At 59.5% G+C, this 16452-nt stretch carries 11 protein-coding genes; 1 reads left to right on the top strand and 10 read right to left on the bottom strand.

Going from position 1 to position 16452, the window contains the following annotated elements:
- Positions 1–133: 133 nt before the first annotated feature.
- From DET50_RS13815 to zapE, 5 genes are all read right to left on the bottom strand, one after another.
- Positions 134–2824, bottom strand: a complete 2691-nt coding sequence (locus DET50_RS13815; RefSeq protein ID WP_113863425.1) for a LuxR C-terminal-related transcriptional regulator — start codon at positions 2822–2824, stop codon at positions 134–136.
- Between the two features lie 436 nt (positions 2825–3260).
- A complete protein-coding gene (locus DET50_RS13810; RefSeq protein ID WP_113863424.1) occupies positions 3261–4622 on the bottom strand; it encodes a DUF1329 domain-containing protein in 1362 nt (453 codons plus the stop codon).
- A 33-nt stretch (positions 4623–4655) separates the two neighbouring features.
- Complete coding sequence (locus tag DET50_RS13805; protein ID WP_113863423.1) at positions 4656–6500, bottom strand: DUF1302 domain-containing protein; 1845 nt, start codon at positions 6498–6500, stop codon at positions 4656–4658.
- A gap of 558 nt (positions 6501–7058) precedes the next feature.
- Positions 7059–8243 (bottom strand): thiolase family protein, encoded by a 1185-nt coding sequence (locus tag DET50_RS13800; protein ID WP_113863422.1) that lies wholly within the window; start codon positions 8241–8243, stop codon positions 7059–7061.
- Between the two features lie 272 nt (positions 8244–8515).
- Positions 8516–9613 (bottom strand): cell division protein ZapE, encoded by a 1098-nt coding sequence (gene zapE, locus DET50_RS13795; protein WP_258546133.1) that lies wholly within the window; start codon positions 9611–9613, stop codon positions 8516–8518.
- A gap of 230 nt (positions 9614–9843) precedes the next feature.
- On the opposite strand from zapE, the gene DET50_RS13790 reads away from it, so the two are divergent.
- Positions 9844–10290 carry a Z-ring associated ZapG family protein gene (locus tag DET50_RS13790; RefSeq protein WP_113863420.1) on the top strand — a complete coding sequence of 149 codons (447 nt, stop codon included), beginning with the start codon at positions 9844–9846 and terminating at the stop codon, positions 10288–10290.
- Positions 10291–10644: 354 nt separating this feature from the next.
- Here the strand turns inward: DET50_RS13790 and DET50_RS13785 are convergent, their stop codons facing one another.
- The 5 genes from DET50_RS13785 to murA all read right to left on the bottom strand — a co-directional run bounded on the left by DET50_RS13785 (position 10645) and on the right by murA (position 16425).
- A complete protein-coding gene (locus tag DET50_RS13785) occupies positions 10645–11388 on the bottom strand; it encodes a Nif3-like dinuclear metal center hexameric protein (RefSeq protein WP_113863419.1) in 744 nt (247 codons plus the stop codon).
- A 296-nt stretch (positions 11389–11684) separates the two neighbouring features.
- Complete coding sequence (gene hisC, locus DET50_RS13780) at positions 11685–12737, bottom strand: histidinol-phosphate transaminase (RefSeq protein ID WP_113863418.1); 1053 nt, start codon at positions 12735–12737, stop codon at positions 11685–11687.
- A gap of 258 nt (positions 12738–12995) precedes the next feature.
- A complete protein-coding gene (gene hisD / locus DET50_RS13775) occupies positions 12996–14303 on the bottom strand; it encodes a histidinol dehydrogenase (protein WP_113863417.1) in 1308 nt (435 codons plus the stop codon).
- A gap of 182 nt (positions 14304–14485) precedes the next feature.
- The gene (gene hisG / locus DET50_RS13770) at positions 14486–15133 is read right to left on the bottom strand and encodes an ATP phosphoribosyltransferase (RefSeq protein WP_113863416.1); all 648 of its coding nucleotides are present in this window, start codon (positions 15131–15133) and stop codon (positions 14486–14488) included.
- A 29-nt stretch (positions 15134–15162) separates the two neighbouring features.
- Positions 15163–16425, bottom strand: a complete 1263-nt coding sequence (murA, locus tag DET50_RS13765; protein ID WP_113863415.1) for a UDP-N-acetylglucosamine 1-carboxyvinyltransferase — start codon at positions 16423–16425, stop codon at positions 15163–15165.
- Positions 16426–16452 lie beyond the last annotated feature (27 nt).

The following is a 16452-nucleotide window of genomic DNA, read 5'->3' as shown; positions in this document are numbered from 1 at the left end:
AAGAAGGGACTTCTTCAGACCCCTGGGGTGTTACTCAGGGGTCTGATGAACTTGTTCATCTGACCCCAACTTGGACATGAAACTCGGGGTCAGAAGAAAGAAATTCTTCAGACCCCTGGGGTAGGCTCACCTCTCAAAGCAGCCCCAGCTCCCTTGCCCTCACAATCGCCTGGGTCCTGGACTTCACCTCCAACTTCGCATTGATCCGCCTGGCATGGGTTTTCACAGTGTGCAGGGAGATATGCAGCTTGTCGGCGATTTCCTGGTTGGAGAGGCCTTTGGCGATGAGTTCAAGGACGGCCTGTTCCCGGTCGCTGATGGGTTCGGCGAGGGTTTCGGCGCCTGCCGTGGAGGCTTTGATGCCGAAGAGATTGCCGAGATTGTCCTTGAACTTGCTGTCTTCCAGCTGGCCGTAGCTTTTCTCCATCAGTTCCTGAAGCTCCCCGCGCAGTTCGGTGAAGGGGCTGATGAAGTGTTCCGTCGCCGCTTCTTCGACTACCGTTGCCAGCACCTTGCGCGCCGGGACCAGGCCTTTCTCTTCATTCAGCAATACGGCCTCCAGCAGACGGATGTGCAGTTCGACGCCCCAGGGGATGGCCTTGCCGTAGCGCTCGCGGATGCCGTGGAGGGTTTCCCGGGCGCGGATGCCGTCGCCTCTCGCCAGGTCTAAGCGGACCTGCAGGCAGTCGAGCAGGCCGGGCATCATGGGGAACAGCTCGGGTACGCAGCCGCCATCCCGGTAGGGCTGGAGTTTCTGGAGGGCCTGGACGGCGCTCTCGATCTGGTTCTGGGCCAGCCAGCACGTTGCTTTCAAAGCTTCCAGAACCGGCACAAACAGGGATTCATCCACCTGCCAGGCATGCATGGTCCGTTCGGCGCGGCCGATCCAGACGAAGGCGTCTTCCAGGCGGTTCTCTGACCGGCAAATGAGTACGCGGATCGCCATGGCCAGCAGCAGGCCCAGGTCTCGGGTCTGCTCGGCGTGCCGGCCACAGAGTACCAACAGGCGATCGGCCTCGGCGATCCGGCCCTGATGCCACAGCACCAGCACCAGGTTCAGTTGCAGGCGGGTTTCCCCGATCCGGGCTGGCCTTGCCAATTCCTGCATGGCGGTATCCAGACCGGTGCGCAGCAGCTGCTCGGCATGGCGAAGCGCGCCCTTGCCCAACTCGATGCGGGCATGCGAATACACCGCCAGGGCTTCGGAGCCGGAATCGCCCGCTTCTCTGGCCAGGCGCGCGGCGGCGCGGTTGGCCTCCCGGGCTTCGGCAAAGTTCCCGGCCGCGCACAGGGCGCTGGAACGCACGATCTGGGTGACCAGCTGGCCCTGAGGCGACAGATCGCCCTCAGCCAGGGCCTGATCGGCCATTTCCAGGGCCGGCTGAACTTTGCCCTCACCCCGCAGGATAAAGGCCTGGAGCGCGGCAATGCGGGCATTGTGTTCTTCCCGATCCTCCTCAGAGAGATCATCCAGCAGCGCCCTCGCCTGCTTGAACTGGCCGCCGATGGCGTGGACCCAGCTGTACACGATCCGCAGGCGGGCGCTGCGCTCGAGCAGGGTTACCGGCAGGCTTTTGCGTAACCGAAGCAGTGAGGCGGTGTCCTGGCCCAGCAACAAGGCTTCGGAGCCTTCAGAGGCAATCCGGATCACCTCGTCGCCGTTGCCCGCCAACAGGGCATACCGCAGCGCCTCCGGAAACTGTTCGCGCTCGCCGAACCAGCGACTGGCGATCGTCATCCGGGCTTCGTACCCGGTCATCGGGGAGGTGCGCAGCCATTCCTGCATCAACGGGTTCAGGCGGTACCAACGGCCGCGACCTGGCATGGGGCGGATCGGCAGGCCCTGCTCAAAGACCTGGGAGGGCAACAAGGCTACCTCGGGCAGCGCCGACTGTAGTGCCAGCAGCAGTTCATCGGAGCAGAGCTCGAGTTCGGCGATGGCGCGAACCGAGCGGACCTGGCCCGGTGTCAGTCCGCCCAGGACGGAGTCTTTGAGGAAACGCTCTACGCTCGCGCTTTCCTGAATCGGTTTGCGTTCCAGCTCACGCTGTACCTCGCGGCGATAGAGGGCCAAAGGAGTCGCCCAGCCTTCGGTGAGATCGTAAAGGTTGTCCACCGCCACGCTGGTCAGTTTGTTGGCGGCCAGTTCCTGGCTGAAGAACTCAAAGGTCTCGGGGCGGGAAAACTCGAAAACTGAGCTTCCAAGACGGGTGAACCGGTTTTCCAGCTCCAGCGCGTGGGTTTCAAACGGCAGACCACGGCGGGAAATCAGCACGGCACACAGGTTGGCCGGCAGGTCTTTGGTCAATTGCTGCAGCAATGGCGTCACCGCGGGATTACTCAGGCTGTGCAGGTTATCCAGCACCAGTACCTGCATGGCACCATCCGACTGGCGGGCATGGGCCACGAGCATCATGGCCAGGGCATCGGAAAAACCGGCGCCGCCCTGCAACGCGCTTTCCAGCGCTTCGGGCATGTCAAAGGCCATGGAAAGCAGGGTCAGGAATCGGGTGGGTGCGTTATCCTGCGGCGTCAGTGAGACCCAGCGGAGTTCATTGTCACTGGCATAGCGGCTACTCAGGGCGCTCAGAACAGAATGGGATTTACCGTACCCGCTGGGTGCTTCGACAAGCACCGCATGGCTGGGTGATATGGCCTGGTTTATCCACTCATTGACAACCGGCCGAGGAAGCATATCGCTCGGCATCGATGGTACCCGGACGCGCTGGCGAAGAAGATCGCGCACCAGCTCCCCACGCTGAAGGCCGTTATTGGCAGACTGAAATTCGTCGTTGGCGGCCTTGCCGTCACTGAATGGTTTCACACACTGCCCCGCTGACAACCGGCCGGACGGCGATACGTCCTGTGCCGCAATTGGAAGAATCCAATGACTTTTGAGTGGCCACCTGCTTGGGGTGCGCCTTTAGTATGAGAGGAAGGTTAAACCAAAGGGGGGTTGGGCTGCAAAGATTTGGGGCTTGGGGGGGAGGCACTGGGGTCTGAAGAACTTGTTCTTCTGACCCCGAGTTAGGTTAAAGATGGGGTCAGATGAAAAGGATTTCATCAGACCCCTGGGGTGTAGCCGACTCCGAGTTGAAGTGAAGATGGGGTCAGATGAAGGCTTTCATCAGACCCCTGGGGTGTGGGCACTGGGGTCAGAAGAACAGGTTCTTCAGACCCCGGGTTAGAGTGAAAATGGGGTCAGATGAACCAGTTCATCAGACCCCTGGGGTTTATCAGACCCCTGTGCCAATTTCCCTTTAACGGGTACCCGCGCGGCGCAGGGCGGCCGGGGTGTAGTCTCGGGAGCGGCGGTCGATGCCGAAGGTGTACGGGTTCTCTTCCTCGTTGGTCAGGCCGAGGGCCAGGTAGCGACCGGAGAGGAGATCGTACAGGGTTTCGATGGCATACCAGGGTACAACCTGATCGTAGAACTGGACCGCATGGGCTTCGGCTACGCGCCAGAGTTCGCCACGACCGTCGTAGTGGTCGATGACGGACGCTTGCCAGCTGTCTTCGTCGATGAAGAAGTCACGCTGGGCGTAGATGTGGCGCTCGCCTTCTTTCAGGGTTGCGCGCACATGCCATACCCGGTGCAGTTCGTAGCGGGTGAAGTCCTGGTTGATGTGACCGGCCTTGACGATCTGGTCATAGGTCAGGTCCGGGTCCATCAGCTCGTAGGAGTTGTACGGGATATACATTTCCTTCTTGCCCACCAGCTCCCAGTTGTATTTGTCCGGGGCACCGTTAAACATGTCGAAGTTGTCAGAGGTACGCATACCGTCGGCTGCAGTACCCGGACCATCGTAGGCTACCTGCGGTGCACGACGGACCCGACGCTGACCGGCGTTGTAGATCCACGCACGGCGGGGCTCAGCGACCTGGTCGATGGTTTCATGGACCAGCAGCACGTTACCGGCCAGGCGCGCAGGCGCGGTGATAGCCTGACGGAAGTAGAAGAGTACGTTCGGGTCGTCGCCCGGCTCGTAGTCTTCAAGGTAGGTTCTCCAGGTCAGTTCGTCTTCGAAACGCACGACGGAGAAGTCACCGTCGGCGGTCGGAGTGACCTGGCCAACGTTACGCTGGACGGAACCGCCACGATAGCGGGTGATGTGGTTCCAGATCACTTCCAGACCGTTCTGCGGGATCGGGAACGGCGTTGCACTCTGGTAGTTGCCCAGGCCGTTGCCATCCTTGATCAGCTCAGTCTTGGTGGCATTCTCGACAGTCTGCTCCATGACATGATCAGGATAGGCTGCGGTACGGTGAGTCTCGTACACGGGCATGAAGTAGTCGTCGTATTTCTTGATCATCGCGACCTGGCCAGGCGACAGGTTGTCGACGTACTGGTCCACGTTGCTCTGGTCAATTACGAACTTGGGCTTCTCGTTCGGGAACGGGTTTACATAGATCCCGTCACCCTTATAGTCCGCAGGCGGGGTTGTCAGACCACCGTCCCAGGCAGGAATGGCTCCACCATTACCAGCTTTTTCGGCGCCCATTGGTGTCAGGGAGTCACCCAGCTTGGCCGCCTCCGCCGCAGAAACCGCACCCCAGGCCTGGCCGGCAGACAGACTGGCAGCCAGGATACCCGTGGTCAGTAGTTTCTTGTTCAGTCTCATTTAGGTTTCCTCGTCAGACGAATTGTTTCCGGATCAGAAGGAGTACGAAACGCTCGCGCTCACGAAATCTCGGTCAGTCAACTCGTTATACGGCTTCCCGCCGAAAAAGTTTGTGTAACCGACCTCACCGGTGATCTTGTTCTGGTACACCGCCTGCAGGGACAGGCCGATGGCCTTGCTACCCTCGTTGAAGGCGCCACCCGGCTGCGGGCTGTAGCCCTGCACGTCGTGGCTCCAGGCCAGCTGCGGAGACAGGTTGATACCGGCGATCGCGTTCGGGTAGTCCCACACGAAGCGGGCGCGGTAACCCCAGGAGAAATCGGTGGTGAAGCCCTCAGTGTTGCAGTAGTTGTCGTTCAGGTTCAGCGCCTCACAACCACCACTCGGCCTTGTGCCAATACCAAACGTACCAGAGCGGCCGTATTGCGCCTCGTCATAGTCTGGGAGGTCATGGACGTAGGTCGCGCCAAACTCGGTAATGAAGGACAGACGACTTGCACCCATGACCTGATCGAAGAACTTGATCAACGTGAACTGGGCCTGTGAGACCTTGAAGCGATCCCAACCAGAGACGTCAGTACCAGACAGGTCCGCTCCAGGGCCTGCCTCTTCGAGACGTTGTTGTTCGAGAAGACTAACCGGGTTTCCATCGGCATCATCGAGCTGCAAACCACCATAGATTAGCTCAAATGCGTTCCACTGCAGCGGCAAGTTCTCTCGGAAGCTATATTCAGCGCCCAAAGACCAGCCACCCGGGGTGGTGGTGTTGATGCTGATGCCGTAGAGATCGATGTTCTCCGGGTACTCAATGTAGTAGGACGGGAAGCTCACACCGTTATCAGGGTCATTTACGACACCACTGACATACGGCAAACGGCTGTTGTACTTGATGTAGTAGAAGCCGAGTTCGGAATCGTTCAGAGCTGGAACGTACCACCGCATGGCGACGCCAAACTGATCTTTCTCGTCAGCCTCCCGATCACCTACACGGGGCGCGATGAAACCCTGGGCGTATGCCTGGGAATCCGGCAGCTGACCGGCCAACAGTACCGGGCCACAGCCATCGGCAGCGAAATCGTTGGTAGAGAAGAACGTACCGCAATCATCCGGACGCACTGGTTCCCAGTCAGTCTGGACGAAGGTTTCAAAGGTAATGTTCTGGGTGACACCGGCGGAAGCGTAGAACATTTCAACCGGCAGCAACGCGTCTTTCAGCTGGGAACCCGGCGCCCGGAAAGCCGGCACATCTACCGGGTTGATGGTGTTGATACCGCCCTGGATGAAAGTACTCTCACCCCAGCTCAACACCTGTTTGCCGTAGCGCAAGCTCACCGGCACATTGCCGAAATACCAGTCGGAGAAGACGTAGGCATCCAGGAATTCACCGCCTGAGGCGTTGTCCTTGGCTTCCGGGTTCAGTTCACGCTGCTGGCCAACGTAGTCCACGGCGCGGCTTTCGTCCTTGAGTTCGAAATCGTACCAGTAACGGCCACGAACGAAGCCACCGACGCGGGTCAGGGTATCGCTATCCACTGCGTAATCCAGGAACAGCTCACTGTTGCCTTTGACAATCTTGGAGTAGGTATCGCCGCTCTCGAAGTTCAGGTTGCCGTCATCGTAGTTGTTGGTGGAGGCACCGATGTTCTCCAGTTCACCGCCGGGGGCATACTCGGGACCCAGGTTACCCTGCGCGATCAGTCGCTTGTCCCGATCCTCGACCCGCCATCCAACACCAGCTGACAGCGTCGTATTGAACTGGGCTTCCACGTCTCCCATATAGAACGAATAGGCGGACGCCTGGCCGGCGGCACCGGCAGCAATCGCCACGGCCAGCGGTAGTTTGGTCCAACGCTGCCATTGATGAGTTTTTCTTGTCATTGGAAGGCTACTCCATTGTTGTTCTGAGTCGCTGCTCTGATTATTGGTGTTCACGATGTATTGGAGGCTTCATGCACAGTGCTCGTGATGTTGGCACTATAGCTAACGCTGTTCGGGGCTTTGATCAGTCAAAAGTATGATTTTGCTATCACACCTCGCCGGCCGCCCGGTTACTTCGCACTGTGAATCACTATAGACAAGAAATTTGGTTGCAACCAACAGGAAGGGGTTGGAGGGGAGGTTTTTTGTGATGGGGTCTGGGCACCGGGGTCTGATGAAGGCCTTCATCTGACCCCGAGTTCAGGTCGGGCTCAGGTGGGAAGTGAAGATGGGGTCAGAAGAAGGTTTTCTTCAGACCCCGGAGTTCGGCACAGGGGTCTGATGAACGCTTTCATCTGACCCCGAGTTAGAGCACAAGCCAGAGTTTAAGTGAACATGGGGTCAGAAGAACAAGTTCTTCAGACCCCTGAGGAGGAGGCTGTCCCCCGGAGTTCGGCACTGGGGTCTGATGAAAACCTTCATCTGACCCCGTTCTGGAACCATCTCCCGGAGTTTGCCTCAGAGCATTTCAATGGCCATGGCGGTGGCTTCGCCGCCGCCGATGCAGAGGGCGGCAATGCCTTTTTTCTTGCCGTAGTGCTTGAGCGAGTGCATCAGGGTGACCAGCAGGCGGGAGCCGGTGGAGCCTACGGGGTGGCCCTGGGCGCAGGCGCCGCCGTGGATGTTGACCTTTTCCGGATCCAGGCCCAGTTCCTTGATTGGCATCATGGCGACCATGGCGAAGGCTTCGTTGATTTCGAACAGGTCGACGTCTTCCTTGCTCCAACCGGTTTTGGCGAACAGGGTCTCGATTGCCCCTACCGGTGCGCAGGTGAACTCGGACGGGTGCTGGGACTGGGTGCTGTGGGCGACAATCCGGGCCAGCGGCTTGAGGCCGCGCTTCTCGGCCTCGGATTCACGCATCAGCAGCAGTGCGGAGGCGCCGTCGGAGATGGAAGAGGAGTTGGCGGCGGTTACCGTGCCATCTTTCTTGAACGCCGGGCGCAGGCTCGGGATCTTATCGATGTTGGCGTTGTGGGGCTGCTCGTCATCCTCGACGACGACCTCGCCTTTGCGGGTCTTGACGGTCACCGGGATGATTTCCTCTTTCAGCAGGCCTGCTTCGATGGCTTTCTTCGCGCGGATCAGGGATTGGATGGCGTACTCATCCATCTCCTCGCGGGTGTAGCCTTTCTTGTCCGCCATGTCCTGGGCGAAGGCACCCATCAGTCGACCGGTCTCGGCGTCTTCGAGGCCATCCAGGAACATGTGGTCTTGCGGTGCCTGGCCGGGGCCCATGCGGTAGCCTTTGCGGGCACCCAGAAGCACGTAGGGCGCGTTGGACATGCTCTCCATGCCGCCGGCGACCATGATGTCGTTGCTGCCGGCCTTGATCAGGTCGTGGGCGAACATCGCGGCTTTCATGCCGGAGCCGCAGAGTTTGTTGATGGTGGTGGCACCGGTGTTGTCCGGAAGACCGGCCAGACGCATCGCCTGACGGGCCGGACCCTGTTTGAGGCCGGCGGGCAGAACATTGCCCATGATGACTTCCTGCACGTCCGCGGGCTGCAGGCCCGCGCGCTTGACGGCTTCGGCGATTGTGAGTGCGCCGAGTTCCGGGGCGGAGACGTCCGCCAGGCTGCCCATGAAGCCGCCCATGGGGGTGCGGACGCCGCTTACTATTACTACGTTGTCGTTGCTCATTGGTGTTGGACCTCTCGGTTTCATTTAGGTTGGGGTCTGATGAAAGCCTTCATCTGACCCCTTTTTTAATTTTTTGATTTGGGGGTTGGTTGAACATGGGGTCAGAAGAACGAAGTTCTTCAGACCCCTGAGTTGAGATCAGACCCCAAAGTTGGGCTTTAAAGTGGGGTCTGAAGAAAGCTTTCTTCTGACCCCGTGTTCGTGGTTTGGCTCGGGGGGCAGGTTCTAGGATGGGGTCAGAAGAACGAAGTTCTTCAGACCCCTTCCCCGGCTCAGGGCTTGTGCGGCGCCTCCAGATATTCGTGGGACTGCATCTCCAGCAGCCGGGATTCGGTGCGTTCGAATTCGAAGCTGAGGCGGCCGCCGGCGTAGAGTTCAGTTATGGGCGCTGCCGCGGAGATGATGACTTTGACGTTGCGGTCGTAGAACTCGTCGATCATGTTGATGAAGCGGCGGGCCTGGTCGTCTTTGTCGCCTCCGAGGACGGGCACGTTGCTGACGATGATGGCGTGAAACTGGCGGGCCATTTCGATGTAGTCGTTCTGGGAGCGCGGGCCATCGCAGACGTCGACGAAGTCGAACCACACCACGTCGTCGGCGTGGGCCTGGGCCGGGATCTTGCGGCCGTTGATTTCCATGGTTTTGCTGTGCTTGCCGGCCTCCACCGCAAGGCGGTCGAAGCTTTCGCGCAGGCTGATGTCGGCCTGATCGTCCAGCGGGCAGTGATAGAGTTCCGCCTGTTCCAGGGTCCGGAGGCGATAATCGACACCGCCGTCGACATTGACGACGTCGGTGTGTTTCTTCACCAGTTCGATGGCCGGCAGGAAGCGCTGGCGCTGCAGGCCATCCTTGTAAAGGCCATCCGGGACGATGTTGGAGGTACACACCAGGGTCACGCCCCGGCTGAACAGGCCGTCCATCAGGGTGGCGAGGATCATGGCATCGCCGATGTCGGAAACGAAAAATTCATCGAAGCAGATAACCCGGGTTTCGTCGGCAAACTTCTTCGACACCTGTTCCAGAGGGTTTTTCTCGCCTTTGAGGGCCTTGAGTTCGTTATGCACCCGCTGCATGAAGCGGTGAAAATGGACCCGCATCTTGCGATCGAATGGCAGGGACTCGAAAAAAGTGTCCATCAGGTAGGTCTTGCCGCGGCCGACACCACCCCAGAAATACAGACCCTTGATCGGCTCTTCCCTGCCCTTCTTGAGTTTGCGGCGAAGCTTGGCCATGGCCTTGTTGCGTTCACTTTCAGCCTCGACCAGTTTGTCGTACAGTGCCTGCAGGCGCTTTACCGCATCTTCCTGGGCCGGGTCCTTGTGAAAATCCGGGCGTTCAAGATCCTTCAGGTACCGCTGCCAAGGAGTCAGGTTCGCACTGGTTTCGGAGGACATCGCTGCTGTCATCGAGGTATTCCCGGAAGTTGGACATGAATTTGGGCGCGGTATTGTCGCTTATTTCGGGATTTTTCGCCATTCGCAGCGGCCGCAGGGGCAATACGACGTTTGTTGCAGGCAGTAACCGTGGGCGGGGAGCGCCCCGGCACGTTATACTGCGTTGAGGGCTTGGCTCATTTCTAGCTAAAAGGACGACACAGCATATGACGAACCTGATTCTGGCAGCGATTGCCGCATTGGTTGTTGGCATTGTCATCGGGGTATTGGTTGGCCGCTCCGGTCAGGGACAGACTCTTCGGCAGCGCCGTGCAGAGCAGCAGATTGATGAGCTGCGGAGCGAGTTTACTCGTTACCAGGCTCAGGTAAATGAGCACTTCATGGAGTCAGCCCATTTGCTTCGGCGGTTCAATGATGCCTACCGGGATGTGAATCAGCACATGGCCCGGGGCGCGAATCGTCTGTGCAATGATGAGGACTGGATGGAGGAGCTTCAGCAGGAGACTTCCAAGAAGCGCCTCGAGGAAGTCCGCGAGGACGCGCCGGCCGAGCCACCGCGGGATTATGCGCCGAAGAAGGATCCGGAGGCTAAGGGGACGCTGGCTGAGGACTTCGGGTTGGATAAGGAGCGGAAGGCTTCTTCTGAGGCTTGAAGTTACTTTTTTATTCGAAGACTGTGAGTTCGGAGTTTTGTTGAGCGGGTGGGGCTATGGCTCCCAAAACCCGCTCCTTGCGGCACATCCCTGTGGCGCTTGAGCTCCGCCATCCTTGGCTCCGCACAGTTTTGGGAGCCATAGCCCCACCCGCTCAATCCGACTTGGTTGCTATTCGCTTCATCGGATGAAGTTGGGGTCAGATGAAAGCTTTCATCTGACCCCAGGGGAAGATTTTGACTCCGGGGAAAACCATTTCCCTTGGTGGTTTGGTTTTTCGAAGCAGACTGGCGCAAGCACCGGGGTCTGAAGAAAGCCTTCTTCTGACCCCATTTTCATGACTCCACGTTCAAATCACACCGGGTTATCGCAATCGATGAACTGGTGTTTTACACCAAATTCCTTTTCCAACGCCTTCCCAAGTGCCTGCACACCGTAACGCTCAGTGGCATGGTGACCAGCGGCAAAATAATGGATACCACACTCCCGCGCAGTATGAGTCGTCGGCTCAGATATTTCCCCACTGATATAGGCGTCCAAACCGGCATCCAGGGCAATGTTGATGAAGCCCTGCGCAGCGCCGGTGCACCAGCCTACCCGCTTGATCTCATGTTTTCCCTCACCCACCCATAGCGGCTCGCGGTGGAGCTTTCTGGCGATGTGCAGGCCGAATTGTTCCGGGGTCATCGGTTCTTGCAGTTCACCTTCCCAGACCAGGCCGCCCAGCGGGCGCGGGTTCTTAATGTCGAGGACGTCGGCCAGTTGGCGGTTGTTGCCATACTCCGGATGGTCGTCCAGCGGGAGGTGGTAGGCGACCAGGTTGATGTCGTGGTCCAGCAGCTGCTTCAGGCGCTCGCGCTTCATGCCACGGATGCGCTGGTCCTCGCCTTTCCAGAAGTAGCCATGGTGGACGAGGATCATGTCGGCGTTGGCATCGATGGCGGCTTCGATCAATGCCTTCGATGCGGTTACGCCGGTGACGATGGTGTTGATTTCGTCCTTGCCCTCGACCTGGAGGCCGTTCGGGCTGTAGTCCTGGAAGTTTTCGGGTTGGAGCCATTCGTTGATTTTGCCAAGAATCTCGTTTCTATTTGCCATGGGCTGCTCCTGAAGACTGTGCCAGTTTGGTATCGGACTGGTATTACCTCAATTCGATTCGGGAAGACTATACCCCCGGATTCTGAGTGCGCGGGGCAGGACTGACGCTCCGGGAATGTTGAAGGCCATGGATGGCCTGAAACAAGCGCACATGGGCGAAGCAAATGCCCATGAAGCGAAGCTTCATATGCCGCTGAGCGACAGCAATCTGTGATTGCTGGCTGGACCCCGGAGGGGTGCTCGTAGCGGTTCCCGGAGCGTCAGTCCTGCCCTGCGCTACCCGCATACCAGGAAGGCTAGAGAGACTGAAGCCCCTTGATCAAGGCATCATTCTGCTCGGATGTTCCAATTGTGATACGCAAGAAGTCACTAATTCGGGGCTTATTGAAGTGCCGGACGATAATGCCCTGCTCTCTAAGGCCTTTGGCCAGCGCTTCGCCGGATTGTTCCTTGTGGCGGGCGAAGACGAAATTGGCTTTGGAGGGCAGAACTTCAAAGCCCAAGCCTTCCAGAGCTTCGGTCACACGCTCCCGCTCAGTGATGACACCATCGCAGCACTTCCGGAACCAGGCTTCGTCTTCATAAGCCGCTTTCGCACCGGCCAGGGCCAGTCGGTCCAGGGGGTAACTGTTGAAGCTGTTCTTGACGCGATTGAGGGCTTCGATCAGATCCTTGTGGCCAATGGCGAGACCGACACGCAAGCCTGCCAGGGAACGGGCCTTGGAGAGGGTCTGGCTGACGAGCAGGTTCGGATACTTGTCCACGAGGGTGATGGCGCTCTCGCCGCCAAAGTCCACGTAGGCTTCGTCGACCACGACCACGCGATCCGGGTTGGCCTGGACGACCGCTTCTACTTGTTCCAGTGGCAGGTAGCGGCCAGTGGGGGCATTCGGATTCGGGAAGATGACGCCGCCGTTGGGCTGCCGGTAGTCCTCCGGGTTGATCTCGAAGCTCTCGGTCAGCGGTACCGGCTTGCCCTCTATGTTATAGAGGCCACAGTAAACCGGGTAGAAGCTGTAGGTCACGTCCGGGAACAGGATCGGTTCGCCGTGCTGGAACAGGGCGTAGAAGATGTGGGCCAGTACTTCGTCGGAGCCGTTGCCCAGGAATACCTGCTCCGGCTGGACCTTGTGATAGTCCGCGATGGTCTGGCGCAGGGCTTCGCCTTCCGGGTCCGGGTAGAGGCGGAGGTTGTCGTTCAGTTCGGCCTGGATGGCTTCGATGACCTTCGGTGACGGGCCGAAGGGGTTTTCGTTGGTGTTGAGCTTGACCAGGTTTGCCATCTTTGGCTGTTCGCCCGGGACGTAGGGGACCAGGTCGTTTACCAGGGGGCTCCAGAATTTGCTCATTCTTGACTCCGAGTTGACGGCAGGTGGGCAAGGCTCCGCCCGGGAACCGCTACAAGCACATCCCTGTGCGCTTGTTTCGGGCCATCCGTGGCCCTCTACATTCCCGGGCGGAGCCTTGCCCACCTGCCTGCAAACTTCGTGAAAATGGGGTCAGGAGAAGGCGTTCTTCAGACCCCGGAGTTTGGTTTGAACATGGGGTCAGATGAAGGTTTTCATCAGACCCCTGAGTTCAGACCCGGGAGGTCCATCTGACCTCGGTTAATCCTTGATACGGTACTCCGCCGAGCGGGCGTGGGCGGTTAGGCCTTCGCCTCTTGCCAGGACGGAGGCTACTCGGCCCATGCGATCGGCGCCATCGGCGCTGAAGCCGATGATGGACGAGCGCTTCTGGAAGTCGTATACGCCCAGTGGCGAGGAGAACCGTGCGGTGCCGCTGGTGGGCAGCACGTGGTTCGGGCCGGCGCAGTAGTCGCCCAGGGCTTCGGCGGTGTATCGACCCATGAAGATGGCGCCGGCGTGGCGGATGTCGTCCAGCATGGCTTGTGGGTCTTCGACGGACAGCTCGAGGTGTTCCGGGGCGATCCGGTTGGACACGTCAGCCGCTTCCTTGAGGTCTGCCACCTGAATCAGAGCGGCGCGGTCGGCCATGGAGGTGCGGATGATGTCGGCCCGCTCCATGGTCGGCAGCAGTTTGTTGATGCTGGCCTCCACGGCATCCAGGAATTCCGAATCCGGGCTGATCAGGATGCTCTGGGCCTGTTCGTCGTGCTCGGCCTGGGAGAACAGGTCCATGGCAATCCAGTCCGGATCGGTCTTGCCGTCGGAGATGACCAGGATTTCGGACGGCCCCGCGATCATGTCGATGCCGACGACGCCGAACACCTCCCGCTTGGCCGTAGCCACGAAGATGTTGCCCGGGCCCACGATCTTGTCGACCGAAGGAATAGTTTCCGTTCCGTAAGCCAGTGCGCCGACTGCCTGGGCTCCGCCGACAGTGAAGACCCGGTCTACGCCGGCAATGGCGGCGGCGGCCAGGACCATGTCGTTGACTACGCCGTCTGGCGTGGGGACCACCATGATCACTTCGCTGACGCCGGCCACTTTTGCCGGGATGGCATTCATCAGCACCGAGGACGGATAGGCTGCCTTGCCACCGGGCACGTAGAGTCCGGCGCGGTCCAGTGGGGTTACCTTCTGGCCGAGGATAGTGCCGTCCCGGTCCTGGTATTGCCAGGATTTCTGGTCCTGGCGTTCGTGGTAATCGCGGATCCGTTCAGCTGCCTTTTCCAAAGCCTCGCGCTGGTCCTGGGGGATGGCGTCCAGGCTTTTCTGGAGTCGATCCTTGCCCATTTCCAGTTCGGCTACCGAGCCGACTGCCAGGCGGTCGAACTTCTCGGTGAATTCGAGAACCGCCTGATCTCCGCGGGTTTTGACTTCGTGCAGGATGTGACGCACCGACTCATTCACCTGATGATCCACGCTGTCGTCCCAGGCCAGGAGTTTGGCCAGTGCGCTGTCGAAGTCGCTTTGGGAGGCGTTCAGTCGTTTGATGGTTACGTCGGTCATTTCATCTTTCCTGCTTCAGGAGGACATTGCTTTGGTTTTGCTGTGGTGACGGAATTACCGGGGTCAGAAGAAAGCTTTCTTCAGACCCCTAGCTTTTTGTCGGTACCTCGGGGTCAGAAGAAGGTTTTCTTCAGACCCCTGGGGTGAACTACCGGGGTCAGATGAACGCTTTCATCTGACCCCTACTTTTTCTCGCGGCGCTTCTCTACAGCTGCGGCCATTTTCTCAATTATGGGGTTAATCCGCCCATGTTTCATCTTCATGGACGCCCGATTCACCACCAACCGGCTGCTGATGTTTTCAATCAGGTCTCGAGCTTCGAGGCCGTTGGCTTTCAGGGTATTGCCGGTATCCACGATATCGACGATCTCATCGGCCAGGCCGAGGATCGGGGCCAGTTCCATTGCGCCGTAGAGCTTGATGATATCGGCCTGGCGACCCTGGGCGGAATAGTACCTTCGAGCCAGGTTGACGAACTTGGTGGCGACCTTGATGCGGCCGTTCGGGGGCGTCTGGCCCTTCGGGCCGGCGGTCATCAGGCGGCAGCGGGAGATGTTCAGGTCCAGGGGCTCGTACAGGCCTTCCGCGCCGTGCTCCATCAGCACATCCTTGCCGGTGACACCCAGGTCCGCACCGCCGTACTGGACATAGGTCGGCACGTCGGTGGCGCGGATGATCAGTACGCGAACATCCGGATCGGTGGTCGGAAACACCAGCTTGCGGGACTTCTTCACGTCGTCCACCAGCTCGATGCCGGCTTCCGCCAGCAGCGGCAGGGTTTCTTCGAGGATTCGTCCCTTCGACAAGGCGATGGTGATGGAATCTGTCATGCGTCCTTCCGGTTTCCCGTCTGTGTCTGTTAGGCCGGCAGGCGGCGGATGCTCGCGCCCAGCAGCTGCAGTTTCTCTTCAATACACTCGTAGCCGCGATCGATGTGGTAGATGCGGTCGACGATGGTATCGCCATCGGCCACCAGGCCGGCGATCACGAGGCTGGCCGAGGCTCGCAGGTCGGTCGCCATCACCGGGGCTCCGGTCAGATGCTCGACACCCTTGATGATGGCGGCGTTGCCTTCCAGGGTGATGTCCGCGCCCATGCGGCCGAGTTCCTGCAGGTGCATGAAGCGGTTCTCGAACACCGTCTCCACGATGGTGCCGGTGCCTTCCGCCACCGCATTCATGGCGGCGAACTGGGCCTGCATGTCGGTGGGAAACGCCGGGTACGGCGCCGTGCGCAGGCTCACCGCTTTCGGCCGCTTACCCTTCATGTCCAGCTCGATCCAGTCCGGGCCGGTCTCGATGTGGGCACCCGCCTCTTCCAGCTTCAGCAGGACCGCTTCCAGCAGATCTTCCCGGGTGTCCTTCAGTTTTACCCGCCCACCGGTGGCGGCGGCCGCTACCAGAAAAGTACCGGTTTCGATGCGATCCGGCAGCACGTCGTAGTGGCAGCCGTGCAGGCGCTCCACACCGTTGATCTCGATGGTGGCGGTGCCGTGACCCTTGATGTCCGCGCCCATGGCAATCAGACACTCGGCCAGGTCGACCACTTCCGGCTCGCGGGCGGCGTTTTCAAGGATGGTCTTGCCGTCGGCCAGGGCCGCAGCCATCATCAGGTTCTCGGTACCGGTTACGGTCACGGTATCCAGGAATATGTGGGCACCCTTCAGGCGGCCATTGGTCTTGGCCTTGATGTAGCCGTTCTCGACCTTGATATCCGCACCCATCAGCTCGAGGCCGTGGATATGCAGGTTGACCGGACGGCTACCGATGGCACAACCACCGGGCAGGGACACCTCGGCCTCGCCGAAGTGAGCCACCAGCGGCCCCAGCACCAGGATCGACGCACGCATGGTCTTGACCAGCTCGTAGGGCGCGTGGGTGTGCTTGATGGTATTAGCGTGGATTTCCACGCTCATCTTCTCATCAATGATCACCTCAACACCCATACGGCCGAGAAGCTCGATCATGGTGGTGATGTCGTGCAGGTGCGGCAGGTTGCCCACGGTGACCGGCTCGTCCGCCAGCAGGGTGGCAGCGAGGATTGGCAGTGCCGCGTTCTTGGCACCGGAAATACGAATTTCGCCATCGAGGGGGTTGCGCCCGCGAATCAGAAGTTTGTCCACAATAAAATTCCTGTGTCTGGCGGGCGT

The organism is Marinobacter pelagius, assembly GCF_003315345.1.
GTDB lineage: Bacteria > Pseudomonadota > Gammaproteobacteria > Pseudomonadales > Oleiphilaceae > Marinobacter > Marinobacter pelagius_A.
This window is presented reverse-complemented; position numbering and strand designations above follow the sequence as displayed.